The sequence below is a fragment of the Mesorhizobium montanum genome, from assembly GCF_033977145.1.
Classification (GTDB): domain Bacteria; phylum Pseudomonadota; class Alphaproteobacteria; order Rhizobiales; family Rhizobiaceae; genus Mesorhizobium; species Mesorhizobium montanum.
On the sequence record NZ_JAVIJF010000005.1, the window covers coordinates 176,542 to 200,965 of the forward strand.

Annotated in this window: 26 protein-coding genes; 14 read left to right on the forward strand and 12 right to left on the reverse strand. The window is 63.2% G+C overall.

The genetic code is table 11. The features are described from left to right. The first annotated feature begins 323 nt into the window (after positions 1–323). Complete coding sequence (locus tag RFM68_RS08705; RefSeq protein ID WP_320232318.1) at positions 324–752, forward strand: Ros/MucR family transcriptional regulator; 429 nt, start codon at positions 324–326, stop codon at positions 750–752. 77 nt (positions 753–829) lie between these two features. Here RFM68_RS08705 and RFM68_RS08710 read toward each other — a convergent pair whose 3' ends face one another. Further along, complete coding sequence (locus RFM68_RS08710) at positions 830–1,258, reverse strand: SufE family protein (RefSeq protein WP_320232319.1); 429 nt, start codon at positions 1,256–1,258, stop codon at positions 830–832. A gap of 188 nt (positions 1,259–1,446) precedes the next feature. After that, complete coding sequence (locus tag RFM68_RS08715) at positions 1,447–1,839, reverse strand: DUF5330 domain-containing protein (protein ID WP_320232320.1); 393 nt, start codon at positions 1,837–1,839, stop codon at positions 1,447–1,449. A 555-nt stretch (positions 1,840–2,394) separates the two neighbouring features. Here RFM68_RS08715 and RFM68_RS08720 point away from each other — a divergent pair. The 5 genes from RFM68_RS08720 (at position 2,395) to RFM68_RS08740 (ending at position 6,002) form a co-directional block, all read left to right on the forward strand. Further along, positions 2,395–4,125, forward strand: a complete 1,731-nt coding sequence (locus RFM68_RS08720; RefSeq protein WP_320232458.1) for a sensor histidine kinase — start codon at positions 2,395–2,397, stop codon at positions 4,123–4,125. After that, positions 4,100–4,891, forward strand: a complete 792-nt coding sequence (locus tag RFM68_RS08725; protein WP_320232321.1) for a peptidoglycan-binding domain-containing protein — start codon at positions 4,100–4,102, stop codon at positions 4,889–4,891. Before RFM68_RS08720 ends, RFM68_RS08725 begins: the two co-directional genes overlap by 26 nt. 96 nt (positions 4,892–4,987) lie before the next feature. Continuing rightward, positions 4,988–5,254 carry a type II toxin-antitoxin system ParD family antitoxin gene (locus tag RFM68_RS08730; protein ID WP_320232322.1) on the forward strand — a complete coding sequence of 89 codons (267 nt, stop codon included), beginning with the start codon at positions 4,988–4,990 and terminating at the stop codon, positions 5,252–5,254. A gap of 2 nt (positions 5,255–5,256) precedes the next feature. Further along, the gene (locus RFM68_RS08735; RefSeq protein WP_320232323.1) at positions 5,257–5,568 is read left to right on the forward strand and encodes a type II toxin-antitoxin system RelE/ParE family toxin; all 312 of its coding nucleotides are present in this window, start codon (positions 5,257–5,259) and stop codon (positions 5,566–5,568) included. An 86-nt stretch (positions 5,569–5,654) separates the two neighbouring features. After that, entirely contained in the window at positions 5,655–6,002 is a 348-nt protein-coding gene (locus RFM68_RS08740) for a DUF1491 family protein (protein WP_320232324.1), read from the forward strand. Positions 6,003–6,008: 6 nt separating this feature from the next. Here RFM68_RS08740 and RFM68_RS08745 read toward each other — a convergent pair whose 3' ends face one another. The 5 genes from RFM68_RS08745 to RFM68_RS08765 form a co-directional block, all read right to left on the reverse strand. Next, on the reverse strand, positions 6,009–7,013 hold the full coding sequence (locus tag RFM68_RS08745) for a DUF2336 domain-containing protein (protein ID WP_320232459.1): 1,005 nt from the start codon (positions 7,011–7,013) through the stop codon (positions 6,009–6,011). A 463-nt stretch (positions 7,014–7,476) separates the two neighbouring features. After that, positions 7,477–8,025 (reverse strand): DUF1254 domain-containing protein, encoded by a 549-nt coding sequence (locus RFM68_RS08750; RefSeq protein WP_320232325.1) that lies wholly within the window; start codon positions 8,023–8,025, stop codon positions 7,477–7,479. Beyond that, on the reverse strand, positions 8,018–8,602 hold the full coding sequence (locus RFM68_RS08755) for a DUF1214 domain-containing protein (protein WP_320232326.1): 585 nt from the start codon (positions 8,600–8,602) through the stop codon (positions 8,018–8,020). Before RFM68_RS08755 ends, RFM68_RS08750 begins: the two co-directional genes overlap by 8 nt. 80 nt (positions 8,603–8,682) lie before the next feature. Beyond that, entirely contained in the window at positions 8,683–10,839 is a 2,157-nt protein-coding gene (locus tag RFM68_RS08760) for a transglycosylase domain-containing protein (RefSeq protein WP_320232327.1), read from the reverse strand. 156 nt (positions 10,840–10,995) lie between these two features. Continuing rightward, positions 10,996–11,634 (reverse strand): TetR/AcrR family transcriptional regulator, encoded by a 639-nt coding sequence (locus RFM68_RS08765; protein WP_320232328.1) that lies wholly within the window; start codon positions 11,632–11,634, stop codon positions 10,996–10,998. A 111-nt stretch (positions 11,635–11,745) separates the two neighbouring features. Between RFM68_RS08765 and RFM68_RS08770 the strand changes: the two genes are divergently transcribed. After that, positions 11,746–14,154, forward strand: a complete 2,409-nt coding sequence (locus tag RFM68_RS08770; RefSeq protein WP_320232329.1) for a GcvT family protein — start codon at positions 11,746–11,748, stop codon at positions 14,152–14,154. Positions 14,155–14,166: 12 nt separating this feature from the next. After that, entirely contained in the window at positions 14,167–15,720 is a 1,554-nt protein-coding gene (locus tag RFM68_RS08775; RefSeq protein ID WP_320232331.1) for a trimethylamine methyltransferase family protein, read from the forward strand. 7 nt (positions 15,721–15,727) lie between these two features. Here the strand turns inward: RFM68_RS08775 and RFM68_RS08780 are convergent, their stop codons facing one another. The 3 genes from RFM68_RS08780 to RFM68_RS08790 all read right to left on the reverse strand — a co-directional run bounded on the left by RFM68_RS08780 (position 15,728) and on the right by RFM68_RS08790 (position 17,884). Further along, positions 15,728–16,351, reverse strand: a complete 624-nt coding sequence (locus RFM68_RS08780) for an HD domain-containing protein (protein ID WP_320232332.1) — start codon at positions 16,349–16,351, stop codon at positions 15,728–15,730. Between the two features lie 73 nt (positions 16,352–16,424). Then, on the reverse strand, positions 16,425–16,799 hold the full coding sequence (locus tag RFM68_RS08785) for a Rieske (2Fe-2S) protein (protein WP_320232460.1): 375 nt from the start codon (positions 16,797–16,799) through the stop codon (positions 16,425–16,427). Continuing rightward, on the reverse strand, positions 16,799–17,884 hold the full coding sequence (locus RFM68_RS08790) for an amidohydrolase family protein (RefSeq protein ID WP_320232333.1): 1,086 nt from the start codon (positions 17,882–17,884) through the stop codon (positions 16,799–16,801). The genes RFM68_RS08785 and RFM68_RS08790 overlap by 1 nt, the downstream gene beginning before the upstream one ends. A gap of 170 nt (positions 17,885–18,054) precedes the next feature. On the opposite strand from RFM68_RS08790, the gene RFM68_RS08795 reads away from it, so the two are divergent. Beyond that, a complete protein-coding gene (locus RFM68_RS08795) occupies positions 18,055–18,900 on the forward strand; it encodes a LysR family transcriptional regulator (protein WP_320232334.1) in 846 nt (281 codons plus the stop codon). Between the two features lie 16 nt (positions 18,901–18,916). On the opposite strand, the gene RFM68_RS08800 is transcribed toward RFM68_RS08795, so the two are convergent. Then, complete coding sequence (locus tag RFM68_RS08800) at positions 18,917–19,975, reverse strand: flavin reductase family protein (RefSeq protein WP_320232335.1); 1,059 nt, start codon at positions 19,973–19,975, stop codon at positions 18,917–18,919. Between the two features lie 241 nt (positions 19,976–20,216). Here RFM68_RS08800 and RFM68_RS08805 point away from each other — a divergent pair, with 241 nt between their 5' ends. Continuing rightward, complete coding sequence (locus RFM68_RS08805; RefSeq protein WP_320232336.1) at positions 20,217–20,624, forward strand: DUF3168 domain-containing protein; 408 nt, start codon at positions 20,217–20,219, stop codon at positions 20,622–20,624. Positions 20,625–20,763: 139 nt separating this feature from the next. On the opposite strand, the gene RFM68_RS08810 is transcribed toward RFM68_RS08805, so the two are convergent. Beyond that, a complete protein-coding gene (locus RFM68_RS08810; protein WP_320232337.1) occupies positions 20,764–21,150 on the reverse strand; it encodes an ester cyclase in 387 nt (128 codons plus the stop codon). 227 nt (positions 21,151–21,377) lie between these two features. On the opposite strand from RFM68_RS08810, the gene RFM68_RS08815 reads away from it, so the two are divergent. The 4 genes from RFM68_RS08815 (at position 21,378) to RFM68_RS08830 (ending at position 24,410) form a co-directional block, all read left to right on the forward strand. Continuing rightward, entirely contained in the window at positions 21,378–21,677 is a 300-nt protein-coding gene (locus tag RFM68_RS08815) for a hypothetical protein (RefSeq protein ID WP_320232338.1), read from the forward strand. A gap of 63 nt (positions 21,678–21,740) precedes the next feature. Beyond that, positions 21,741–22,406: a response regulator transcription factor gene (locus tag RFM68_RS08820; protein ID WP_320232339.1), complete on the forward strand. Its 666-nt coding sequence runs from the start codon at positions 21,741–21,743 to the stop codon at positions 22,404–22,406. After that, a complete protein-coding gene (locus RFM68_RS08825; protein WP_320232340.1) occupies positions 22,390–23,817 on the forward strand; it encodes an ATP-binding protein in 1,428 nt (475 codons plus the stop codon). The genes RFM68_RS08820 and RFM68_RS08825 overlap by 17 nt, the downstream gene beginning before the upstream one ends. A 152-nt stretch (positions 23,818–23,969) precedes the next feature. Beyond that, positions 23,970–24,410: an RT0821/Lpp0805 family surface protein gene (locus RFM68_RS08830; protein ID WP_320232341.1), complete on the forward strand. Its 441-nt coding sequence runs from the start codon at positions 23,970–23,972 to the stop codon at positions 24,408–24,410. Positions 24,411–24,424 lie beyond the last annotated feature (14 nt).

A 24,424-nucleotide genomic window follows, 5' to 3' on the forward strand; every position in this document is an offset into this window, starting at 1 on the left:
ATCCAAGCATTGGCCAAGCATTGAGCGCCATGTCGAGCGGCGATCGGATGTTTAACATACGGATGCCGTAGCGTCATGGCATGCTGGTCTGACCAGAAAAATCTCGCGAAGTTACACGACGCACGAATTTTTGAAGCTGAATCAGCAATATTTGATGAATATCGGCGAATATAAGTCAATATGCGAATTGACTTACTTGCAATGCAGCGTCATTAAGATGAGCGACGCGAATCGCAGGGCCTTTCCTGCATGAAATTCGCGCGATGCCCGATCCAAAAAAAGGGCACGGTTTTAGAAACAACTCTCGTTGGGGCCTTAGCACTATGGAAATCGTCGAAACACCTCCGAAAAACGGTGATGCGCTGATCGAGCTGACCGCCGATGTCGTCGCCGCCTATGTCAGCAACAACCCGGTGCCGGTTGGGGAACTGCCGAACCTCATCGCCGACGTCCACGCCGCGTTGGGCCGTGTCGGCGGCTCGCCGGAGCAGCCGTCGGCCGAGAAGCAGAAGCCGGCCGTCAACCCGAAACGCTCCGTCCATGACGACTACATCGTCTGTCTCGAGGACGGGAAGAAGTTCAAGTCGCTGAAGCGGCACCTGATGACCCACTACAATCTCACGCCGGAAGAATACCGTGAGAAGTGGGGCCTGGACGCCAACTACCCGATGGTCGCCCCCAACTATGCGGCCGCCCGCTCGCAGCTCGCCAAGAAGATGGGTCTGGGCCGCAAGCCCAAGAGCCGCCGATAGCGGCGCTCACATTCGACAGTTCGACGGCGCCCTTCGGGGCGCCGTTTGCTTTCCGGCAGCAGTCGTTTGAGGAGATATCAGGCCGTCTGCTTCAACGCCGCTTCCGCGTCGCGCTTGATGCGCTTGACCATCGAGCGCAGGCCGTTGGCGCGCTGCGGCGACAGATGCTCGTCAAGGCCGAGCTCCTTCAGCGTCGCTTCGGCCTCGGTGCTCTGGATTTCGCTTGCCCGCCGGCCTGAAAACAGCGCCAGCATGATGGCGACGAGGCCGCGCACGATATGGGCGTCCGAATCGCCCTGGAAGCTGATCACCGGGTCGGCGCCCGCTCCCTGTTCGGTGACGAGCCACACCTGGCTGACACAGCCGGGCACCTTGTTCGCGGCCGTGCGCTCCTCTTCGGGGAAAGGCGGCAGGCCCTCGCCAAGCTCGATGACATAGCGATAACGGTCCTCCCACTCATCGAGCAGGGAAAAGTCGTCGCGGATCATTTGGATCGGGGCGGCCATTACCCGCATATAGTGGCCCGGCACTGCCGCGTCACGGAAAAAGAAAGACGCCGCGGGCGTCGAGAGGTCGGACGGGCCCGCGGCGTTAGAGCAATTCCAAGAAAAGCGTGAAAAGGTTAGGTTCGGCGGTTTTGCCGTAGCCTCCGTCCGGAATTGCGCCAAAAGAGACGGTGCGAACGGCTGAAATCTCAGTTCTTAGCCGTCAACATCACCGGGATATTGACCTTGGCGGGCAGTACGATGTCCTCGGCGACACTGCCGGTGGTCGTGACGGCGCCATCCGCAACCTTGGTCTCGGGGGCACCGGGCTGCCCGGACTGCTTGTCGTCGATCATGGCGGCGGCGATCTTGGCCGTTTCCTTGGCGCGGACGGTAATGGTGTACATGGCCGATTTGCCGGTTTCGCAGACATCGGGCTTGCGCTCGCACAGCCCGGCAATGTCGCCGACCGCCTCGCGCGCCGCAAACAACGCCTGGATCGGCCCGACGCTCTGCTGGCCGTCTTCGCCTGGGCCTACACCGAGCGGCAGTGCCAGCAGCACCAGCGAAAACCAGAAAGCCATCCTGATCAGAAAGCCCATCTTATTTGCCTCTCATCCGGGATGGATGATGCATCCATCCGTGACGGATCATGCGTCCATCGGCATGACCTCTTTATGGGCACGATAGTGGCACGGTCACACAAAGGACGGCTTGCATCGAAGCCGCGAATTTTCCTCAAATTTTAGGCAAATTCGAAAGGATTGGTTTTGGCATGAACTTGCCGCGAATCTCATCGATTGCATTAACGTTACGATAACCATATATCGCCTTGTTATTAAAAGATTTTATTCATGAAAGCGGTTAGCCGGGTTAGGTTTCGGCCCGTTTTGGCACAGGCCTCGCGGCTAACCCGCCGTTTACCATGGCGGCAACTCGGCGTGCTTTGCGGGGCCGGCATCACAATATTTGCCTTGGGCGGGGTCGCCGGCTCCGTCAGCCTTATCCATTCCTTAAATGCTGGATGCGAGTTTCAAGCCAATTGATGAGTCACCTGCCAGGCAGGACGTTTTTTACCACCGGGTACGCGTGCGTTGAGTTCGATTTCAGCCAGATACGTTCAATTGCCTGGCGCGGTTGCCGCCGGCTGCGAGCGCATGGTTCACCCGACCGTGACGGGTGAGGCAGAACGCCTGCGCCAGCGTCGCTTCATCGGCGTCATGCTCGCCGCGCCCTTTCTCGCAGCCGGCGCCGCGGTCACGCTGGTCACCTCGAGCCTCGGCGCGGCCGTCACCATAGCCGCGATCTTTGCCGCTTTCGGCCTGTGCTGGTTCGCGGCGCTTCTGGTCGCGGCCACCGGCCATATGGCGCTCGCCGGCCGCATCGCGGTCGTGTTGGGTGGCTTCGCTCTTGCCGGCGCCATAGTGGCTGCGGGCGGATTGGCTTCGCCGGTCGCGCTGCTTGCCATCGCATTGCCGGTCGAAACCTGGTGGGTCTCGGGGTCGCGGCGTGCTGCGCTGTCTAGCGCGCTGGCGGCGGTTGCCGCCATCATGCTGCAACCCTTTGCCGGCCGGATCCTGTCGCTTGGCGCCTCCGAAATCGCCACCTGGCATTGGCTGCTGCCGCTTGCCTGGGCGCTGACGCTGTTGCCGCGTGCCGCCGCCTTCGCCGATCCGGCCAGCTTACGGCCGGCGGAGCCGGCCGGCGATCGCCTCGAGGATGTCATCGACGCCGTCGTGCTGCGCGTCGGACGCCAGGGCGAGGTGCTCGACGCATCCGCCAAGGCGCGTTCGATCCTGAAATTGGCACCGGAGCTTTTGCTCGGTAGCGGCCTGTTCGACCGTGTCCATCTTTCCGACCGTGTCGCCTATCTCACCGCTTTGGCCGACATGCGCGAGGATGCGCCGAAGCGCCGGCTCGAGCTGCGCATCCGCCTGCCGCGCGAGGGTTCCGGCGCGGCCGACAATTTCCGTCCGTTCAGCCTCGATCTGATGCGCGGCGAAGCCGACCGCGACGTCTTCACCCTGGTCCTGCGCGAGAACGATGGCGTCGCCGCGCTGCGCGAGGAGCTTGCGGAAGCGAGGGAAGCCGCTGCAACCGCCGAAGTGGCCAAGGGCCGCTTCCTGGCGGTGGTCAGCCACGAGCTGCGCACGCCGCTCAATGCCATCATCGGCTTTTCCGACATGCTGCTGCATGAGATGTTCGGTGGCTTCAAGGATCCGCGCCAGAAGGAATATGTCGGCCTGGTCAGGGAGTCCGGCCAGCATCTTCTGTCCGTCGTCACCTCGATCCTCGATGTATCGCGCATCGAGGCGGGCGCCTATGCGACCGAGCTGGAGCCGTTCCGCTTCGTCGATGCCGTCGACATGTGCCGTTCGATGATGCGGCCGCTGGCCGACGCCAAGAGCATAATTCTTGCCACGCAGATCGCACCGGATACGGGCGAGATCAATGCGGACCGCCGCGCGGTGCAGCAGATCCTGATCAATCTCGCTTCGAACGCCGTCAAGTTCACGCCCGATGGCGGCAGCGTGGTGATCGGCGCCAAGCGCGTCGGCTCGCGCCTGCATTTCTGGGTGAGCGACACCGGCATCGGGATCGCCGAGGAGGACATGGCCAATCTCGGCAAGCCGTTCATGCAGATCCAGAACGATTACACGCGCCGCTTCGAGGGAACCGGGCTCGGCTTGTCGCTGGTCAAGGGCCTGGTGGCGCTGCACGAGGGTACAATGTCGATCGAGAGCGCGCCGGGTGAGGGCACCACGGTGACGATCGGCCTGCCGGTGAACGGGCCGAAGCGGCGTTCCGGCGTGCTGGCCATGCCGGCGGCGAAGCCGAAGGGGGAAAAAGATGGGGAGAGAAATGGCTCGCTCCGCAAAACGGCCTAAGGTGGTCGAACCCGAGCGCGGCGTCTTTGCCGAGGGCGCGGTTGCCATCGGTCAACTGATCGCAAGCAATCCGGTTCTGGTCGGCGGCTCGACTGCCTTCCTGGTGACGCTGTTCTACGTCTCGGCCAATGCGCTCTGGTATCAGCCTTTTCCGCATACCAGCGCCTTCTTCGCCACCCGAAGCATCGAGAATTTCCCGCATACCGTTTCCGACGAACCGGAAACCACCATCAACATCGTGCGACAGGCACCGGCGCAGCCGGCCGTCAAGCCGGATCCGGTTGTCCAGCAGGTGCAGGGCATCCTGAAAGACCTCGACTTCTACGACGGCACGGTCGATGGGCTCACTGGCCCGGCCACGCGCAAGGCTATCCAGGCCTACCAGCTAAAAGTCGGGCTGCCGGGCTCGGGCGAGATCGACGCAACGCTGCTCGACCAGCTTGGCGCCCGCCAGACTACGGCGGCCATTCCCCACCCGATCCCGCGGCCAGCCGATGGCGCCGCCAACGTTTCCGCCGCCAAGCCGCCCGTGATCCCGGTCTCGGCGCCGGCCGACGGAGCCACGCAATCGCCCGACGCCCACATCGTCAAGATCCAGGCCGGCCTCAAGGCCTTCGGCAACAACGACATGCAACTCGACGGCAAGGTCGGTGCCCGCACCAAATCCGCGATCAAGGAATTCCAGGCATTGTTCGGCCTGCCCGAGACCGGCGAGCCGGATGAGGCCGTCTACGTCAAAATGCGCGAGATCGGCCTGACGAACTGAGCGTCGTCGTCCGCACAGCTCCCGCGCCAAGCGGTCCAAGGTTCCAATAGTTGACATCTATTGCTATATGTAGAGGCAATCAGGCAGGAGGATGCCGTGCCGAACTACGCCCTTACCGATCACTATGAAAGCTTTATCCGCAAGCAGGTTGAATCCGGCCGCTACAACAATGCCAGCGAGGTCGTCCGCGCTGGGCTGCGAATGCTGGAGGATTTCGAGGCGGAACGAGAAAAGTGGTTGCGCAGTGAAATACCGGCCCGCCTTGCTGAACTTCGACAGGATCCGGCAAGAGGTATCCCGGCCGACGTGGTCTTTTCCGAACTCGAAGCTCGCCACCGCGCCAACCTGGCGAAAGCCAAGTAAGGATGGATTATGAGGTTGTTTTCCATCCTCAGGCAAAGGCTGAATTAGAGGAACTCTACGAGCACATTGCAGAGCGCGCTTCGCCCGCAATCGCATGGAATTTCGTTGCCGGCATTCGAGATCATTGCGGTCGTCTCTCGACGTTTCCTCAGCGAGGTACCGAACGGACCGAAATCATGCCAGGCGTGCGTCTCGTCGGCTATCGCCGTACTGTCAGCATCGCCTTTGCGATCGAGGGCGAACGCGTGCTGATCTTGGGCATCTTCTATGGCGGGCGCAACATTACGCCTGACTTGTTCAAGGAACGACTATAGCGCCTAAGTCAGCCTACGCCGCTTTTACCGTTCCGGGCGTTAGCTCGATGCTATAGGGAACCACGCATGCCGTCCGGAACTTTCCCATGCGCGTGACCACCGATCTCTGGGTTTCGGCCCTTGTGCGCCGCGTGTTCGGCGCCGGCGGCTTTGCCGCAGTGGTCAAGCGCGGCGCGACCGAGGCGGGCGCCGTTTTCGTGCTGTCGCGCGGGCAGATGGGGGAGGTGACCCTCTACGGGCCGGCGCCGCAGACGAGCTACGATTCGGCCAAGCCCGACGAGCGTTTCTTCACCATGCTCGATGCCGGCGACGATAGCGTGGCCTTCGATGCGCGGCTGGAGCGGGAGAAGAAATTCGATCCCGACATTTGGGTGGTCGAGATCGAGGGCGGAACAGTTCCCGCCGAAGAGCTTCTTTCCGTGAAGGCGGAATAGACCGGATCAAGACGCCTTGAGGCTGGCGGTCGCCTCGTCGTTGTTTGACGCCTGGTGCTCGGCGCCGGATGCGTCGGGCGCCTTGCCGCGGATCGCCCGCGAGAGAGTCTCGGTCTTCCAGGCGCGTACCTTGTCGAGCGCCGCCTCGCGGTGCAGCAGCCGGTAGCGGTCGAGGAACAGGCGGATCGCCTGCGGATGCGGGAACTCGCCGGGATAGACCGCGACCGCGATAAGAAAGGCCCTGTCTTCGCTGAGGTCGAGTGCGCGCAGCGCAGCAAGCAATGCGGCATAGCTCGACTGCCCGGTCACCGAGCGGGCTGTCGCGAAGTCGATCTCCAGCGCGTCGGCAAGGGCGGTCTGGAAGAAGGCCGCATTGCCGGTCAGCGCCGTCTCGCGCAACTTCACATAGGCCGGCTGGCCGAGGAAGGTGTTGACGTCGGCGCTTTCGTCGGCCGGGCGCATCATCGAACGCAGGCGGCGCCGCGCGCTATCCGCTGCTTCGCCCGGAACGGAACGGCCGGCGTCCGCCTTGGCCGCGGGTTCCGGTTTCGGCGCCAACTTGGTGACCGTCTCCGGCGGCCGCGTCTTGACCAGCGTCGGTCTCTCCAGCGCCCGGATCAGGTCGGCGATCGTCGGGTTGAGCTCCTTGCGGCGCGCAATGGCGCGCGCGTGCGGCAGCCCGTGCCGGCCGATCAGCGCGATGAGGTCGATGTCGCTCAACGCGTTGGAGCGGGTGAGCAGGGGTGCTGCGATCTCGACCGGCTCTTCGGCCAGCCGCCTCACCAGTGCCCTCGGCGCATACTCGCATTCGGAAAGGGCGGCGGCGACATAGCGGCGCGATTCGACCGAGACGTCGTCGAACAGCGGCAGCGTCAGGTCCTCGAGCTGGGCGATCTCACGGCGCGAGGGGCGCGTCAGCGAGCAGAATGCCGACACGACGGCGCGGAACAGCCTTTCGGCCTTTCCCGCTTCGGTCCGGATAGCGATTTGCCTGAAATCCGAAGATGACACGGAGGATACGCCCGACACTCGACACAATCCTGAACCGCACAATCCAGCCGGGCTGGTTTCGCAACTCCAGGAAGAAACAAACATCAAATTAGCCGCGATCCGTTAGCGCTCCGTTAACCCTCTAAGCTCCTTAATCAATTTTGGAGGGCGTTGCGTTGTGCTCCGGGGAAACCGAGAGGAATGCGCGAACCATGGGCATGGTCTTGTCTTTTGTGCCGCGATCGGCACCTGTAAATCGAGCAAGTCACGACACCACTACGGCGGCGGCGGTCATCATCTTCCCCGGCGTCCGCTACGAATTGCGTCCGCAGGCCAGTGAGGCCCAGCCGGGCAGTTCGGACAAGCCCGGCTCGCCGCCACCTTCCACGCCACATCACTGATAGGCGTTGACGCAATTCCGGACGGAAGGCTACGGCGAAGTCGCGGAGCCGACCGTTTCACGGTTTTCCCGGAATTGCTTGCCTCAGTAGTCCTGCAATTCGCAGGCGCTCTGTTCCAGGAAGCGTGACACGATCGGCTTCCAGCTCTCGTCCGGCACGAAGGCGCGGACGACGAAAATGCCTTCCTCGATCGGTGCCTCGACGAAGATTGCGCCCTGCAGATCCTCCGGAAGGTCGCGCCGCACATCGATCATCTGCGCCGGCGTCAGCACCACCGTATCGAGCTTCTCGCCATTGGCGTTGTGGTCGTTGAAGGAATAGATGTTATGGCCGTTGCGGTCATAGACCGAGGCTGACCAGAACGGCACGTCGCCGGGCGCCTTGATCCGCACCAGGCCGTCGGCAAGGTCGAAGCGGCAGGCGGCGGCATAGAAGAGCGGATCGACCGATTTCACCACCGGCGCACCGCCGGCCTCGGCGTCCAGCCGCGTCATCCTGTAGAGGTCGGAGGCCATCGCCAGCCGCGACCAGGCATCGCGTTCGGAAAATTCGGGCACCAGGAACAGCACCACGATGTGCACGATGCCGGCGCCGAGCAGGCCGAGGATCAGGGCATGCAACAGGCTACGCATTGCACCCCGCCTTCAGGATGCGCGGCAGCGTCACGTCGGAGAGGCCGGTGCTCGAGGCGATCGGCGTGTCGTAGAAAGTCAGCACGAAATACATCTTGCCCGAGCCGCCGGTGAGTAGCCAGTTGCCGGGGGCCGGGCGGCTGCCGACGGAAATGACGACGGAATTGTCCGGCTGGCGCAGCACTTCATAGGACTGCAGCGCCGACTGTCTCGGCTTGCCGGTGCCGATCACGCCAAGCGACTGGTCGGCGGCATAGAGCGTCCAGAACCGGGCAGTCGGATAACCGCCTTCGATCGTATAGGCGCATTCGCGTTTCAGCGGCTCGCCCGCATCGTCGCGCTCGGCGACGAAGGCAAGCCCTTCGGCCTGGCCGAGCGCCAGCACTCCCTCGCGCGCCACGCGCGCCTTCGAGTAGGGGTCGGCGGTGAGCGTCCCGACTTCGGGGAAGGCGGTCCATTGGCCGATGCGGATCGCGCCGACGCCATCCTGCGCATTGAGCGCATACCAGACGCTGTAGCCGCCAAGCCCGATGGCCATGGCAAGCAAAAGCAGCGTCAGGATGGCGTTCTTGAGCATGAGAGCCGCAAACAAAGGAGGTTGCACGGGATATCGCGGCGCGGGGTGCCGTGGCAAGCCGGCTTCACGCGCGGGCGGTCCTAAAGCGCCGAAAGCGTCTCTGGCAGGGTGGGTGCATCGAGCACGGGCGCGGCCTGGAACGTCTTGGTCATTTCTCTCAGCGTCTGGGTGGTGCGGCTGGAAAGCACCGGCGGGCGTTCGGCCTCGGCCTGTGCCGCCGCCGCGTCGGCTTCCTTCTTCGCCGCTTCCTCGGCCTTGGCCGCGACCTCCGGATCGACCCACGGATGGTCGATGCCGGGGATCGGCTTTAGGTCGATATTCTGGTGCGCATAGACCATCAGCCGCTGCCAGACCATTGCCGGCAGCGTGCCGCCGGTCATTTTGTTGGTCGCCGTGAAGTCGTCATTGCCGAGCCAGACGGCGGCCGTGTAATTGCCGGTGAAGCCGACGAACCAGGCATCGCGGTAGGATTGCGTCGTGCCGGTCTTTCCGGCGACGACGATGTTGGGAAGCTGAGCGCGCCGGGCGGTGCCGATCACCGGCACCGCCGCCAGCATTGTGTTCATGTATTTCAGCGCCTTTTCCGACAGCACGCGATGCGGCGGCGGCGCGTCCTTGACCCAGTCATAGACCACCTCGCCGGTGCGGGTGACGAGTTGGGTGATGCCATGGCGTGAGCCGACGAAACCGTTCTGGGCAAAGACGCTGTAACCGGTCGCCTGGTCCATGACCGTCATGCCCGACGTGCCGAGCACCATGGTCTTGTGCGCTTCCAGCGGCGATTCCACGCCCATCGATTCAGCCATCGCCTTGATTGGACCGATGCCGAGATAGTCTTTCGCGAGTCGTACCGGCACCGTGTTGATCGACTTGGCGATTGCAGTGAGCAGCGTGACATTGCCGGCAGAGCCGCCACTGTAATTGTGCGGCGTCCAACTGCCCCAGCTGATCGGGCCGCCGGAAACGACCGAGTCTGGCGTGAAGCCATGTTCCATGGCGGTGGCATAGACATAAGGCTTGAAGGATGAACCGGTCTGGCGCAGCGCCTTGGTGGCGCGGTTGAACTGGCTGGTGCCATAGTCGCGGCCGCCGACGATGGCGCGCACCGCGCCATTGGTCTCGATCACCACCACCGCGCCTTCGGTGACGTTGTATTCCTTGCCGAACTGGCGAAGGTGGAACTCGACCGATTCCTCGGCCGCCTTCTGGATGTTGGCGTCGAAGGTGGTGTGGGCGACCAGCGAATGCTGGCCGGGCTTGGCGATCTTCTTCACCTCGTCGAAGGCCCAGTCGAGGAAATAATCCGGGCTCTTCAGCTCGCCGCGGTCGACGACGTCGGCCGGATGGAGCCGCGCCTGCAGCACCTGGCCCTCGGTCATGAAGCCGGCGTCGACGAGGTTGGACAACACCACATTGGCGCGCGCGCGGGCCGCCGGCAGGTTGATATGCGGAGCGTATTTGGTCGGTGCCTTGAACAGGCCGGCCAGCATCGCCGCCTCGGCGAGGCTCAGGTCCTTGACGCTCTTGCCGAAATAGAAATCCGCCGCCGCCTCGATGCCGAACGTGCCGCCGCCCATATAGGCGCGATCGAGATAGAGCTGCAGGATCTCCTTCTTGGACAGGTTCGCCTCCAGCCACAGCGACAGGAAGGCTTCCTTGATCTTGCGCTCGAGGGTGCGCTCGTTGGACAGGAACAGGTTCTTGGCAAGCTGCTGCGTGATGCTGGAGCCGCCCTGGACCACCGAATTGGCGCGCACGTTTTCAAAGATCGCGCGCGACAGGCCCAGGACATCGATTCCGTAATGATCGAAGAAACGCCGGTCCTCGGTCGCAAGCACAGCCTTGATAACAATGTCGGGCATCTCGTCGACCGGCACGGAATCGCGCTGGATGATGCCGCGCTGCCCGATCTCGTTGCCATAGCGATCGAGGAAGGTGACGGCGAAGTCGCCCTGGTTGCGCCAGTCGCTGGTGGTGATGTCGAAGGCCGGCATGGCGAGTGCAAGCAGCACCACGAAGCCGCCGGCGCCCATGGTGAAGCCCTCGCTCAGCACCTCGATGATGGCGCGGCGCCAGCCATGCACACGGAACCGCCGGGAAAAGATGGTCGCCGCTTCCCAGAATTCGCGCGCCTTGAAACCGATCTCGTAGAGCGAGGAATCGAGCCACGCGTCAATGCCAAGCAGCGCCGAGGCGATCCGGCCTCTTCTCTTGTGTGGTTTCGAAGGACTTGCCATTCCAGCTTTCCGCCCCTGCGCTTTCACCGAGCCGCATGCAGGCAGGTTCAGCGCATACCCGGCCAGACTATTCGACCATTTTAGCACCGCTCACAAGAGCAGCGAAGCCACAGCGCAAGCTTTGTTGAAGGCTAAGGTTGATTGTGCGCGGCGATATCACCGCGCCGCGATAAAGCGCATGAAATGCGCCACATCCGCCTCGCTCGGCTCCAGGCCGGTGAAGGAGCGCAGATAGGCGGCGAGGTGGCTGACCCGAGCCTCGACCGGTTCCTTGAGGTCTAGCACGTAATAGCCGATCTGCATGTAATAGAGGACGCGGGCGCGGATGAAGGCGTCCTCGCCGTCATAGCCGTGCCGCCGGTACATGTCGCGGATGGCGAGAAGGCGCTCCTCGTCGGCCCGGTCGATCACGCGCCGTACGTCGGCCGAACGCCGCGCCCACTCGCGGATGGCGAAATCGAGCCGCGGATCGAACAGGCGCTCGTCGGCCCAGCATTCGAATACGTTCATCACGCCCATGATGATGGTTTCGGCCGGCCGGCGTGCCCGTTCGACGATCGCCTTGGTGTTGGTGTCCTGCCAGTGCTTGAGCAACTGGTCGAGCAGGTCCTGCCGGCTTTCGAAATACCAATAGAAGCTCGAGCGCGACACGCCCAGCTTCTGTCCGAGCGTAAGCACCCGCACGCTCTCGATGCCGTCGCAAATCAGCGTTTGCAGCGCGAGGTTGATCCAGTCCGCGCGGGTCACCTTGATATTGCCGGCCGCCGGCTCGTCCTGGGGAGCGGTCATGGTCATAACCCGAACAAGTGGCACGGCGCGGAGCGGCGCGCAAGCTCTGGACAGAAGTGTCTAGACACATGTGTACAGACTATGTATCGTACGACTTCCAACGAGAGGGAGAGGCTCGTGAAGTCGCATTATCGCGCGGTCGTCATCGGGGGAGGCGTGGTCGGCGCCTCGGTGCTCTATCACTTGACACGCTTCGGCTGGAGCGACGTGGCGCTCATCGAACGCGCCGAGCTGACGGCCGGCTCGACCTGGCATGCGGCGGCCGGCTTCCACGCGCTCAACGCCGATCCCATTGTCGCGGCACTACAGGACTACACCATCCGGCTCTACCGCGAGATCGAAGCCGAGTCCGGCCAGAATGCCGGCCTGCACATGACCGGCGGCGTCAACTTGGCGAGCGACCCGCAGCGCTGGGAATGGCTGAAATCGGCCTGGGCGGTGTTCCAGTCGGTCGGCATCGAGACGGCGCGGCTGGTCACGCCCGACGAGATCAGGGAAATCTGCCCGATCGCCGATGTCAGCGGCGTGCTCGGCGGCCTCTATGATTCCAACGAGGGTCATCTCGATCCTTACGGCACCACGCACGCCTATGCCGGCGCCGCCAGGAAACGCGGTGCCGATGTCATCCTGCGCAACCGTGTCGTCGAGTTGAGGCAGCGTGCCGACGGCGCCTGGGATGTCGTCACCGAGAAGGGCACCATCGTTGCCGAGCATGTCGTCAATGCCGGCGGCCTCTGGGCCAAGCAGGTCGGGTTGATGGCCGGCGTCGACCTGCCGGTGACGCCGATGGAGCACCATTATTTCGTCACCGAGGACATTCCCGAGATCGCCGCGCTCGACAAGGAGATAGGCGTCGTCGTCGATTTGGACGGCTTTTCGTATCTCAGGCAGGAGCGCAAGGGCATCCTGCTCGGCGTCTACGAGCAGAACCCGAAGCACTGGAACATGGACGGCGCGCCCTGGAATTACGGCATCGAGCTGATCCCGGAGGATATCGACCGCATCAGCCCGGAGCTTGCCAGGGCCTATGAACGCTTCCCGTGCCTGGCCACGGCCGGCATCCGCAAATGGGTCAACGGCGCCTTCACCTTCACGCCGGACGGCAATCCGCTGGTCGGCCCGGTCAGGGGGCTGAGCAACTACTGGGTCGCCTGCGGCGTCATGGCCGGCTTCAGCCAGGGCGGCGGCGTCGGCAAGTCGCTGGCCGAATGGATGATTTACGGCGAGCCGGAAGCCGACATCTTTGGCATGGACATCGCCCGCTACGGTGCCTTCGCCGCCAACCGCGAATATCTCAAGCAAACCACGCGCCAGTTCTACGCGCGCCGCTTCGTCATGACCTTCCCCAATGAGCGGCTCCCCGCCGGCCGGCCGTTGAAGCGGCCCGGCGCCTATGACGGCATGACGGCGGCCGGTTGCGAATGGACGGCATCGTGGGGGTTGGAAATCCCGGCCTATTTCGCGCCGATGGGCTTTCGCGAGAAAACGACGCTGAAGCGCTCCAACGCTTTCGACATCGTCGGCGACGAGGTGCTGCAGGTCCGCCGCGCCGCCGGCCTTGTCGATACCACCGCCTTCTCGCGCTACGCCGTGTCAGGGCCGGGCGCCGAGGCCTGGCTCGACCGGTTGCTTGCCTGCCGGCTGCCGAAGCCGAGGCGCGCCCGGCTTGCGCCGATGCTCGGTCATGACGGCCGGCTGAAGGGCGATCTCACCGTGCTCAACTGGGGCGGCGAGTACTGGATCATGGGTTCCTATTACCTGCGCGAATTCCACATGCGCTGGTTCGAGGCGCATCTGACAGATGGCGTCATCGTCACCGACATTTCCGATACCGTATCCGGTTTCCTCGTCACCGGCCCGAACGCAAGGAAGATCGTCGAACGCACCACGCATCAGGACCTTTCCAACAAGGCTTTCCCCTTCATGGCCTGCGGCGGGTTCGACATCGGCATGGTCCGTGCCCGGGTCTCCCGGCTGTCGATCGCCGGCGAGCTTGGCTTCGAGATCAACTGCCCGGCCATCATGCATGCGAGCCTGCGCGAGACGCTGCTCGCCGCCGGCGAGGATCTCGGCCTTGCAGAGATCGGTTACTACGCGCTGAATTCGTTGCGGCTGGAGAAGAGCTTCGGCATCTGGTCACGCGAGTTCACCCAGGGCTACACGCCCGGCGAGACTGGGCTCGACCGCTTCATTGCCTTCGACAAGTGCGATTTCATTGGCCGCGACGCGGCGCTCAAGGAGCGCGAGGCCGGTGTGTCGCGGCGCATCGTGACGCTGGACGTCGATGCCGTCGATGCCGATGCCAGCGGTTTCGAGCCGGTCTGGCGCGAGGGCCGGCGCGTCGGTTTCGTCACCTCCGGCGGGTACGGCTACACGCTCGGCAAGAGCGTCGCCCTGGCGTTGCTCGATGACGGTTTCGCCGGGGAGGGGACCGAACTTTCCGTACACATTGTCGGCGTCGAACGGCCGGCGCGCGTCATCGCGGCCTCGCCCTACGATGCTGAAGGCAAGGCGATGCGGCAATGAGGAGGAACCGCCATGATTGACGAGGCCGCACGTGATCTCAGGCGCGAACGCCGCCGCGGACGGATCGGCGAAGCAGGCAGCGAGTCGAGCCGCCATCCGAACTACCGCTCGCTGAAAAACCCGTTTCTGCCGCAGCCGATCTTTTCCGACGACCAGGTCGCGGCCATCCACGATACCGCGCTGCGGGTTCTGGAGGAGCTCGGCATCAAAGTGCTGCTGCCCGAGGCGCGGGCGATCTACGCCAAGGCGGGTGCATTGGTCGATGAAGACAGCCAGATGGTCAGGATCGGTCGCGACATGGTCGGGGCGGCACTCGCCTCGGCGCCGCGCTCCATTCCCGCCCTTGGCGGCGACCGCTCCCGCGATCTCACGCTCGAGCTCGGCTCGATGACCTTCCTTGCCGGCTCCGGCGCCCCCAACGTCACCGATCTCGAGCGTGGCCGCCGGCCGGGAACGCTCGCCGCCTTCGAGGAATTCATCAAGCTGATCCAGCATTTCGACGTGCTGCATATGCTTGGGCCTTGCGTCGAGCCGCAGGACATCGACAACCGTCTCCGCCACTATGCCGTCAACCGGGCGCAATTGACGCTGTCGGACAAGTTCCCGTTCGTCTTCGCGCGCGGCACGCCGCAGGTCGAGGACGGTTTCGAGATGATCCGACTGGCGCGCGGCCTTTCGCAGGATGAGTTCCGCGCCGGCGCCTATTGCTACACCGTCATCAACACCAACTCGCCGCGTCAGCTGGACATTCCGATGGCGCAAGGCATCATCGACTTCGCCAAGGCTGGTCAGGTCCTGGTCATCACGCCCTTCTGCCTGGCCGGCGCAATGGCGCCGATCACGGTTGCCGGCGCGTTGACCCTGCAGCATGCCGAGGCGCTGGCCGGCCTGACGCTCGCCCAGATCGTGCGTCCCGGCGCGCCGGTGGTCTATGGCTCCTTCTCGTCCAATGTCGACATGAAGTCCGGCGCTCCGGCCTTCGGCACGCCGGAACACATCAAGGCGACGCTGGGGGCCGGCCAACTGGCCCGCTACACCGGCCTGCCTTGGCGCTCCGGCGGCGGCAGCGCCGCCAACATATCCGATGCGCAGGCCGCGCATGAGACGCAGTTCGCGCTGTGGGGCTCGGTGCTTGCGGGCGCTACCGTCTGCATCCACTCCGCCGGCTGGCTGGAAGGCGGCCTGAGCGTCTCGCTGGAGAAGCTGATCACCGACATCGAGGCGCTGCAGACCATCGCCGAGCTTTGCGCGCAAACACCGGGCGACGCCGACGCTATCGGCTTCGAGGCCATCGCCGAGGTGCAGCCGGGCGGCCATTTCTTCTCCGCCGCCCACACCATGGCGCGCTATCGCACCGCCTTCTACGAGCCGCTGGTCGCCGACTGGTCGAATTTCGGCAATTGGACGCAATCCGGCTCGAAGACGGCGACGGAGCGCGCGACCGGCATCTGGAAACGCATTCTCGCCGATTTCCAGCCTCCGCCCGCTGCTGCCGCCACCGCGGGCGTGCTCGACGAGTTCATCGCGAAGCGCACCGAGGAAGGCGGCGCTGCGCCGGTGTCCTGAGCAGAACTTACTTCCCAGATCGGATGGCAGCGGTCCGTTGATCCGATAGAGGCACGCGGACCCCGGCCCTTGTCACCGCTGGGTCGTAGCTCTTGCGAGAGAACACCTCTTCCACCAGCGGTGCAAAGAATGTCAGCGGCAGGGCCGAATAGTCGGGGTCAAAGCTGGACTGGTCCCATCTCTCACAGAATTCGGCGCAGTCCTCGAAGTAAGGATTGTCCCGGAAGGCTTCCCGTTTGTTCGGATTGGCCCCGACATGCTCGCCGTAGTAAAGCAGCTGAAAATCGCCATGCTTCTCGACGACCCAGGCGCACTGTTCGCGCACGAATGGCCGGATGATTGCTGCCGCATATTCGTCATGGTTGTATGGCGCGTAGATGTCGCCGATGTCGTGCAGCAGTGCCGAGACCACCCAGTCTGTGTCCGCTCCGGCATTCCATGCCCGCGTTGCCGCCTGCAGGGAATGGCCGAGCCTGGTTACCTTGTAGCCGGAAAGCGACTTGTCGAGGTCGACCATGGCCGCGAGCAGCCGATGGGCGGTACCGGCGGCATATTCGATCTCGTGTTCGGTGAGAAACGCGTAGTCCTCGCGGTCACCATCCTTCATCTGCGTAAATTTCACGGTTTCCATGGTCGCTGCCTCTAAGGTGTTGTCGTCAAGCTATCGCATTTAATCATGTGGCTCCGCCGTAGGTTGCGTCTGACTATCGACCCAATTCGACATAGAGGTCTTCGCCGTCCAGGTGGACCGGGAAGGTTCGTGCCTTGAGCCTATCGTCGACGAGGCACTTTCCGGACCGGATGTCGAACTCCCATCCATGCCAGGCACAGCGAACGAGTTCGCCGGCCCGCTCATAGACGAACTCGGTCTTGTCGGTCTGTCGCGTGGTTCCGCATATCGGGCCCTCGCAGAGCAGGCCGGCGCGATGCGGGCATATGTTCAGCAAGGCGGCGTAGCCATCGCCGAGTTGGAAGATACCGACGCTCATTCTGCCAAAGGTTGCGATCTTCGGCTGCCCGATTGTCACCTCGGCGACCTTGCATGCATAGGTCCAGGCCGCAGATACCGCAGGCTTCATCACGCGACCCTCGCGGAAGCGGCCGGCGCTTCGATGCGCTTATAGACGTCGAGCGCATTCAGCCCCATCACCTTTTCGCGCCAGGCTGGCGGTATGTGTAGGTTGGTCGGCGCGTCGAAATCCCAATGCGGGTAATCGGAAGCAAACAGCAAGGTATTCTGGCCATCCATGTGCTCAAGCGTCTCCCACAGATGCTTGACGTTCTGCGGCTGTTCGAGCGGCTGCGTGCTGAAGCGGACGTTGCGGCGGCAATATTCGGACGGCAGCATCTTCAGCCAGGGGGTCTCCTTGCGCAGCGCCTTGAAGTTGGCATCGAGCCGCCACATCAATGAAGGCACCCACGAAACCCCGCATTCGATGACGATGAAATACAGCTCGGGATATTTCTCGAAAACGCCGTTGGAAATCATGCTGACCACATGGGTCATCGCCGGCTGGCTGAGCAGCGCATGCGTTTCCCAGTAATAGGCGGTCGGGCCGCTCGCGACGGCGTTGTGATTGACGCCGCCCTGGCCGCCAAAATGGATCGCGAAGGGCAGGCCAACCTCGGCACAAGCCTCGAAGATCGGGTGATAGAACGGATCGCCGTAGGGGCGCTGCGAGCCGTGGCTTGCCAGAACCTGGACGATGTCCTTGTGTCCGCCCAGGCGCCTGATTTCAGCCGCTGCCCCATGGGGATCGGTCGGAGAGACGATGATCGACCCCTTGAAGCGCTTGTCCTTGGGCAGCCACCAGTCGATCATGTAGTCGTTGTAGGCACTCACCAGCGCATTGGCGTAGTGGTAGTTGGCCAGCGTCGAGGCTTCCAACGGCTCGTCGGCGGTAAGGATTGCAACGTCGATGTCGTAGAGATCGAGGTGCTTCTCCTTCATGATCAGGTAATTGTCTTCCTCGGTCTGCGGCTTGATGTCATGCCGCGAAAACCCCTCTGGATGAAGCCATGGGCGATGCCCATGTGGGAAGCTACCCGTCGGGCCGGGCTTTTCGCCGCGGACCAGGAAATCGCGCCAGTAGGGCTCAAGGTAGGGGAGGAGGACTTCAGCACTGGACCAGTAGTTGTGGACGTCCGTGTCGACGATAAACATTGATGCATCACCTGCCGAGGAGGGTTGAATGCCGGAACGGTGGACTTCAGCGCCGTCGGCGGCAACGCAATCGCCAGCCGCAGTTTAATCGAAGAAACCGATTACCCATTGTCTACTTGGGAAAAAAAGCGTTAGCCGATCGGGGATCGGCTCGTTCTTTGGTGGCTCGAATGCAGATAGAATTGCTCGATACCTTCCTCGATCTCATCGAGACCCGGAACTTCAACAGGACCGCGGAACGGCTTGGCATCACCCAGTCCACCGTATCGAGTCGCATCCGCACCCTCGAGGCGCTGCTGGAGAAGCAGCTCTTCATTCGCAACAAGAGTGGGACGGAACCGACCGCCGCGGGCGTGCGTTTCGAGCAGCATGCGCGCGCGGTAAAACTCAGATGGCTGGATGCGCGCCGCGAAATCCAGTCGGTCGGCAAGTTCGACCGTCTCATCCGCATCGGCATCCAGTTCGAGCTTTACGAACGCGTCCTGCAGGATTGGCTCGGTTGGGTGAGGACAACGATGCCGAAGCTGGCGATTTACGTCGAGATCGACTACTCGAACCAGATGATCCTTGACCTTACCACGGGCAGCCTCGATCTCGCCGTCCTTTATTCGCCCCAGCACCTTCCCGACATTCACTACGAGCAGATCGCCGAGGAAACTTTCGTGATGGTCTCAACCCACCGCGTGGCCTTCAAGGACGTCACGCCGGCGGACTACATCCGCGCCAACTATTCCGCCTCCTTCGACCGCGCTCACAAGCAGATGCTGCCCGAGCTTGAGAACAGCCCGGTTTCAACCGGAAACGGCGGCGCTGTGGCCCATCTCCTGAGAAGCCACGGCGGCACAGCCTTCGTCACTGAGGCGGTTGCGACGAAATTGCGGCAGGAGGACGTGGCGCAGCTCGTCGCCGATGCGCCAAGGATCTCGCATCCAATCTATTCCGCGGTGCATGTGCGGCATCACCACTCGCACACCCATGCCCGCTTGCTCAAGGCGCTCAAGCTGATGACAGTATAGCCACCGCAGGCACCGGTTATAGATCGATGGCGACATCGCTTGTCGGCGTGCTGCAGCAGGCAAGGACAAATCCCGCTCCGCGCTCGGCATCCGACAGGCCGCCCATGTCGTTCATCTCCACCGCGCCGCTTGCAAGCCTGACCTTGCATGTTCCGCACAGGCCCATACGGCAGGACGTCTCGACATGGATGCCCGCGGCCTCGGCGAGCTCCAGAATAGTCTGACCTACACCAACGGCACCGTTGATACCAGAACGCTGGAAAAGAATGGTTCTTGCTTCGCCACATTGATCTTCGCGGCCCGAGGGCTTGATGGCACCGGAGAGCGTCGTGCCGAAAGCCTCTTCGAAGATGCCGCTTGCAGGAACCCGAAGTTCCAGAAGATGCCGGCGCATGGCTTCCATGAAAGCCGTGGGGCCGCACAGAAAAACGGTGCGTTCCGACGCGTCCGGTACGAGTTCAGCCAACTTCGCCACGGTAAGCCGGCCGCTCGCGCCGGGGTCGCCGGATACCCGGCTGCAGACTGTCTCCACCCGCAGCCTAGGTGCGCGGGCAAGGTTTCGCAACTCGTCCTCGAACAGAACATCGTCGGGCGTTCGCGCGCATTGGATGAACTTGATGTCGAGGTCGCTGCCGGCATCGTTCAGCGACCTCAGCATCGACATGAACGGTGTGATGCCGCTACCGGCGCAAAGGAACAGGGCCTTGTGGAAGGCACGGCCCTCTAGCGTGAATTCGCCACCCGCTTCGCTGATCTCGACTGTTGCGCCCTCGCCGAAATGATTGTGGAGGATGCGGGTTGCCTTTCCGTCCCTGGCGGCCTTGATCGTCAAGGCTATACGCTGCGGACGGCTTGGCGGCGAGGCTATGGTGAAGACGCGGGAAAACTGTTCACCGTTCCAGCAGAAGCGAATAGTGACGAACTGGCCGGCGAGGAATTTGAAGCCTCGGCCATCGATGCGTTCGAAAACCAGCGTGACGACGTCGCTCGTCTCCTGAATGCGGTCCGTGCAGATACACAGGCGCGACGTGTCAAGGCAGGCGCCGTTGCCGGCTAAAGCGGGCACGACATTCATGGGTCGTCTCCAAGGGCAGGTGATCTGGCCTGCGATAGCAGATCGGAGCCAGCCAATGTCGCAGCTCGTTAATCGAGAAAAGCGTTCACACCTTCGCCTGGACTGATGTCGCGCGGCAGCCGTTGCCGAGGTGATCGGTGGATCCGGAATTTGCCGTTGCTCCAGTCTGGCGAAACCCATCCGGGGCGACTAGGTTGCGATCGGCGATGTGTCCAGCCGCGGCAGGCGAGAGGAATGACATATGACGGCGCCTGGCGATTTGATGCAAGCCTTGTTCCTGAGGCTGAAGACCGATGCCTCGCTGTCGGCGCTGCTTGGCGGCGTCGGCCTGCTCGAAAGCGCGAGTGACAAAGCGGCATTTCCCAACGTCACCTACGGGCGCACCAGCGCCTTCAATCTGGAAAGCGGCGCCGACAACGACAATGATCAGCTGGTCACCTTCCATGTCTGGTCGAAGGCTCAAGGCGAGGCCGAGACACGCCTCATCATGGACAGCATCAGGGCGCGTCTCGATGGCGCGGCGTTTTCCATCGGCTCGCGCGGCCAGACGCGCCTGTCGCTGGAATTCGCCGAAGCCCGCTATGACGAGGACCTTGCGGTCCATCACGGGCTTCTGCGCTTCCGTGCGCTCACGCAGGAAGCCGCCTGAGAGGCTGGCGCTACGCCAGAGCGTTTCACCGTTTCACGGAAACGGCGAACCGCTCTATCTCTTTGTTTTGACGCAATTCCGGACGGAAGGCTACGGCGAAGGGGCCGAGCCTACCGCTCACACTTTTCCTGGAATTGCTCTAAAGCTGCGCCTGGATTGCGGCCTTGTCGATGACCGACCAGACCTCGCTTATGCGGCTGTCGTGGAATTCGTAGAAAACGTTCTCGGCGAAAGAAACCCGCTTGCCGTTGACCGGAAGGCCGAACAGCACGCCCTTGGGCCGGCAGTCGAAATGCAGGCGCGCCGCCACCCGCGGCGGCTCCGAGATCAAAATCTCGATGTTGAAGCGCAGGTCCGGAATGGACTCGAAATCGCCCTCCAGCATGCGGCGATAGGCCGAAAGCCCGATCGTCTCGCCATTATACTGCACCTCCTCGCCGACGAAGCGGCCGAGATTGTCCCAGTCCTGATCGTTCAGGCAGGCGATGTAGCCCCGGTAGAGATCGGCAATATCCTCACGTCCCATTGCATGCTCCCGTCGTCGTCCGGCCTTTCCACACTAGCTAGCGCTGAGCGGAGAATCCGCATCCAAAAAGCGTAGCGGACCGGCTGTTTTTCCGGCTATGAATTCCAAGCCGGGCTTGAGGGAGCCTCGGCATCGACAGGATGTCTCGCGCAGGGGATGGCGGGCATGGATTTTCGGTTGTTCACCGTTCATTTCACGTTCAGCCCATATGGGTTAGAACCGTGATCATGAAAAACCTTGGCTCCCATTTCCGCGCAGCAGTGCTGGCGCTTGCCGCGGCCGGCCTCTTTGCGTCGCAAGCGATCGCCTTGCCGATCATCGAGCCGTCGGTCGATCAGCCGGTCGTGCTCGCCGCTGGTGATTGCTATGCCATCGGCCAGCAGGTCGCCGCGCAGAATGGCGGCACGCTGGCCAAGGCGTCGCAGGCGACGCGGGGCGGCCAGCAGGTCTGCGTCATCGTCGTGCTCGTTCCCGGCAAGGAAGGCCAGCGCCCACGCCGTTCGGAGATCGTCGTCCCGGCGGGCTGACGCCCATCGTTCCCAGGCCGGCGGAATCGGCCTATAGCTCTACCCGTCAACAGGCTTCAACCCATGCGCGTGCTCGTCGTCGAGGATGACAAGGATCTCAACCGGCAGTTGGCCGATGCGCTGGTCGACGCCGGCTACGTCGTCGACCGCGCCTATGACGGCGAGGAGGGGCACTTCCTCGGCGACACCGAGCCTTACGATGCCGTCGTCCTCGACATCGGCCTGCCGCAGATGGATGGGATCAGCGTGGTCGAACGCTGGCGCCGCGGCGACCGCAAGATGCCGGTGCTGATCCTGACCGCGCGCGATCGCTGGAGCGACAAGGTGGCTGGCATCGACGCCGGCGCCGACGACTATGTCACCAAACCCTTCCACATCGAGGAAGTGCTGGCGCGGGTGCGGGCGCTGATCCGCCGCGCGGCAGGCCATGCATCGTCGGAACTCACCTGCGGGCCGCTCCGCCTCGACACCAAGGCGTCCAAGGCCGATGTGAACGGCGTGCCGCTCAAGCTCACCTCGCACGAGTTCCGGCTGCTCACCTATCTGATGCATCACATGGGCGAGGTGGTGTCGCGCACCGAGCTGGTCGAGCATCTCTATGACCAGGATTTCGACCGCGATTCCAACACCATCGAGGTGTTTGTCGGCCGGCTTCGCAAGAAGATGGGCATCGACATGATCGAAACCGTGCGTGGCATGGGCTATCGCATGCGTGAGCCGGAGGCGTGACGCGGAACCGCTGAAGCCAACCATAAGCACGCGGCTTTCGAGGCTGCGGCTGTGGCCGCGCTCGCTGACCTTTCGCGTCATCGGCTTTTCGACGATCTGGGCGATCCTGACGCTGGTCGTCATCTTCACCCTCATCACAACGCTTTACCGCCAGGCCAGCGAACGCGGCTTCGACAGCCTGCTTTCGGCGCATCTGTTCAACCTGATCGGCTCGGTCGGCATTTCCGACAATGGCGCGCTCACCGGCTCGCCCGACCTCGGCGACCTGCGCTTTTCGGAGCCGAATTCCGGCTGGTACTGGTCGGTGGAACCCGCCTCCGAAGGCGTGCATGGCGAGATCCATTCCTCCTCGATGACGACCTCGATCCTGTCGCCCAGCGTCGCGGACGTGCCGTTCAACGCGAACTTCCAGCGCAGCTATTCGATGGAAGGCATCAAGGGCGAGCAACTCCAGGTGTTCGAGAGCGAGTTCGTACTGGACGCCAAGAACCGCGCCGCCCGTTTCCGGGTCATGGGCAACCACAGCGAGCTCGAGCAGGAGATCGCGAGCTTCCAGCGCCGCCTGCTCACCTATCTCTCGCTGTTCGGCGTCGGCATGATCGCCATCAACGCCATCGCCATCCTGTTGGGCTTGCAGCCTCTGCGGCGGGTCCGCAATGCGCTCGCCATGGTGCGCGAAGGGACTGCGCAGCGCCTCGACGGCAGCTTCCCGGCCGAGATCGAGCCTCTGGCCAACGAGACCAATGCGCTGATCGAGAACAACCGGCGCATCGTCGAGCGCTCGCGCACCCAGGTCGGCAACCTGGCCCACTCGCTGAAAACGCCGCTTGCCGTGTTGATCAATGAGGGCCGCGCGCTTGGCGGCGCCAAGGGCCGGCTGATCGCCGACCAGGCCACCTCGATGCAGAAGCAGGTCGACCATTATCTGCAGCGCGCCCGCGTTGCTGCCCAGCGCGACAGCGTCGTGTTCCGCACGCCGGTTTCGCCGCTGGTCGAGCGCATGGTGCGCGTCCTGCAGAAACTCAACCCGCAAACGCAACTGACGCTGTCGCTGCCGCCGGCCGAGATCGTCTTTGCCGGCGAGCGGGAGGACCTGGAGGAACTGCTCGGCAATCTGCTCGACAACGCGATGAAATGGGCAAGAAGCGCCGCTGCCGTTTCGGTCGCGCTCTCGCCGGGAATGAGCAACCTGTTCGAAATCGTTATAGAAGATGATGGCCCGGGCATTCCCGAGGACAGCGCGCGGGAAGTGTTGAAGCGTGGCAAGAGACTCGACGAGACGAAGCCGGGAACAGGGCTCGGGCTGGCCATTGTCGCCGACCTTGTCAACGAGTATGGAGGCTCGCTGGCGCTGGAACGCTCCGGCATGGGCGGCTTGAGGGCGGTGGTCAGATTGCGGAGCCTTCACTGATGTTTTTTATCGATTTGCGTGCAGCGGCTGACAGCCAAATTTCCGACAAGTATCAATATTATGGGCTCGCTATCCTTCCTGATGGCGCGGCCCCAAATCCATCTCGCTCAAGAAGTCCATCAAGATCTCGCTCCAGAGAACCGGTTGTTGGCATGAAGATACGCGTCGCGCTCGTTTCCGCCCTGCTCGCCGTTTCCGGCTGCACGACGCTGGGCAGGAGTGGCCCAACCTCTCCCGTTACGCCCGTTTCCACGCCGCCTGCCGGCGGCAAGGTGTCGACCGGCATCGTCTCGGCCATGAATGGCGGGCTTATCGGCGGATCGATCGGCTCGGGCCTCAGCGATGCCGAAAAGCGCAAGGGGCTGGAGGCGGAGTACAAGGCGCTGGAATACAACACCAGCGGCCAGAAGGTGACGTGGAAGAGCGACAACTCCTCGCATTATGGCGAGGTCGTCGCCGCCCAGCCCTACCGTGTCGGCTCGCAGGATTGCCGCCAATACACCCACACCATCTATACCAGCGGCACGTCCGGCGTCACCGCGCGTGGCACCGCCTGCCGCAATTCCGACGGCAGCTGGACGCCGCTGACCTAAAAAGGAAACCGGGC

Coding starts and splice junctions, on each gene's coding strand:
- RFM68_RS08705 (WP_320232318.1), top strand. CDS start 324: ATGGAAATCGTCGAAACACCTCCGAAAAACGGTGATGCGCTGATCGAG.
- RFM68_RS08710 (WP_320232319.1), bottom strand. CDS start 1,258: ATGGCCGCCCCGATCCAAATGATCCGCGACGACTTTTCCCTGCTCGAT.
- RFM68_RS08715 (WP_320232320.1), bottom strand. CDS start 1,839: ATGGGCTTTCTGATCAGGATGGCTTTCTGGTTTTCGCTGGTGCTGCTG.
- RFM68_RS08720 (WP_320232458.1), top strand. CDS start 2,395: ATGGTTCACCCGACCGTGACGGGTGAGGCAGAACGCCTGCGCCAGCGT.
- RFM68_RS08725 (WP_320232321.1), top strand. CDS start 4,100: ATGGCTCGCTCCGCAAAACGGCCTAAGGTGGTCGAACCCGAGCGCGGC.
- RFM68_RS08735 (WP_320232323.1), top strand. CDS start 5,257: ATGGATTATGAGGTTGTTTTCCATCCTCAGGCAAAGGCTGAATTAGAG.
- RFM68_RS08740 (WP_320232324.1), top strand. CDS start 5,655: ATGCGCGTGACCACCGATCTCTGGGTTTCGGCCCTTGTGCGCCGCGTG.
- RFM68_RS08750 (WP_320232325.1), bottom strand. CDS start 8,025: ATGCGTAGCCTGTTGCATGCCCTGATCCTCGGCCTGCTCGGCGCCGGC.
- RFM68_RS08755 (WP_320232326.1), bottom strand. CDS start 8,602: ATGCTCAAGAACGCCATCCTGACGCTGCTTTTGCTTGCCATGGCCATC.
- RFM68_RS08760 (WP_320232327.1), bottom strand. CDS start 10,839: ATGGCAAGTCCTTCGAAACCACACAAGAGAAGAGGCCGGATCGCCTCG.
- RFM68_RS08765 (WP_320232328.1), bottom strand. CDS start 11,634: ATGACCATGACCGCTCCCCAGGACGAGCCGGCGGCCGGCAATATCAAG.
- RFM68_RS08775 (WP_320232331.1), top strand. CDS start 14,167: ATGATTGACGAGGCCGCACGTGATCTCAGGCGCGAACGCCGCCGCGGA.
- RFM68_RS08780 (WP_320232332.1), bottom strand. CDS start 16,351: ATGGAAACCGTGAAATTTACGCAGATGAAGGATGGTGACCGCGAGGAC.
- RFM68_RS08785 (WP_320232460.1), bottom strand. CDS start 16,799: ATGAAGCCTGCGGTATCTGCGGCCTGGACCTATGCATGCAAGGTCGCC.
- RFM68_RS08790 (WP_320232333.1), bottom strand. CDS start 17,884: ATGTTTATCGTCGACACGGACGTCCACAACTACTGGTCCAGTGCTGAA.
- RFM68_RS08795 (WP_320232334.1), top strand. CDS start 18,055: ATGCAGATAGAATTGCTCGATACCTTCCTCGATCTCATCGAGACCCGG.
- RFM68_RS08800 (WP_320232335.1), bottom strand. CDS start 19,975: ATGAATGTCGTGCCCGCTTTAGCCGGCAACGGCGCCTGCCTTGACACG.
- RFM68_RS08805 (WP_320232336.1), top strand. CDS start 20,217: ATGACGGCGCCTGGCGATTTGATGCAAGCCTTGTTCCTGAGGCTGAAG.
- RFM68_RS08810 (WP_320232337.1), bottom strand. CDS start 21,150: ATGGGACGTGAGGATATTGCCGATCTCTACCGGGGCTACATCGCCTGC.
- RFM68_RS08815 (WP_320232338.1), top strand. CDS start 21,378: ATGAAAAACCTTGGCTCCCATTTCCGCGCAGCAGTGCTGGCGCTTGCC.
- RFM68_RS08820 (WP_320232339.1), top strand. CDS start 21,741: ATGCGCGTGCTCGTCGTCGAGGATGACAAGGATCTCAACCGGCAGTTG.
- RFM68_RS08830 (WP_320232341.1), top strand. CDS start 23,970: ATGAAGATACGCGTCGCGCTCGTTTCCGCCCTGCTCGCCGTTTCCGGC.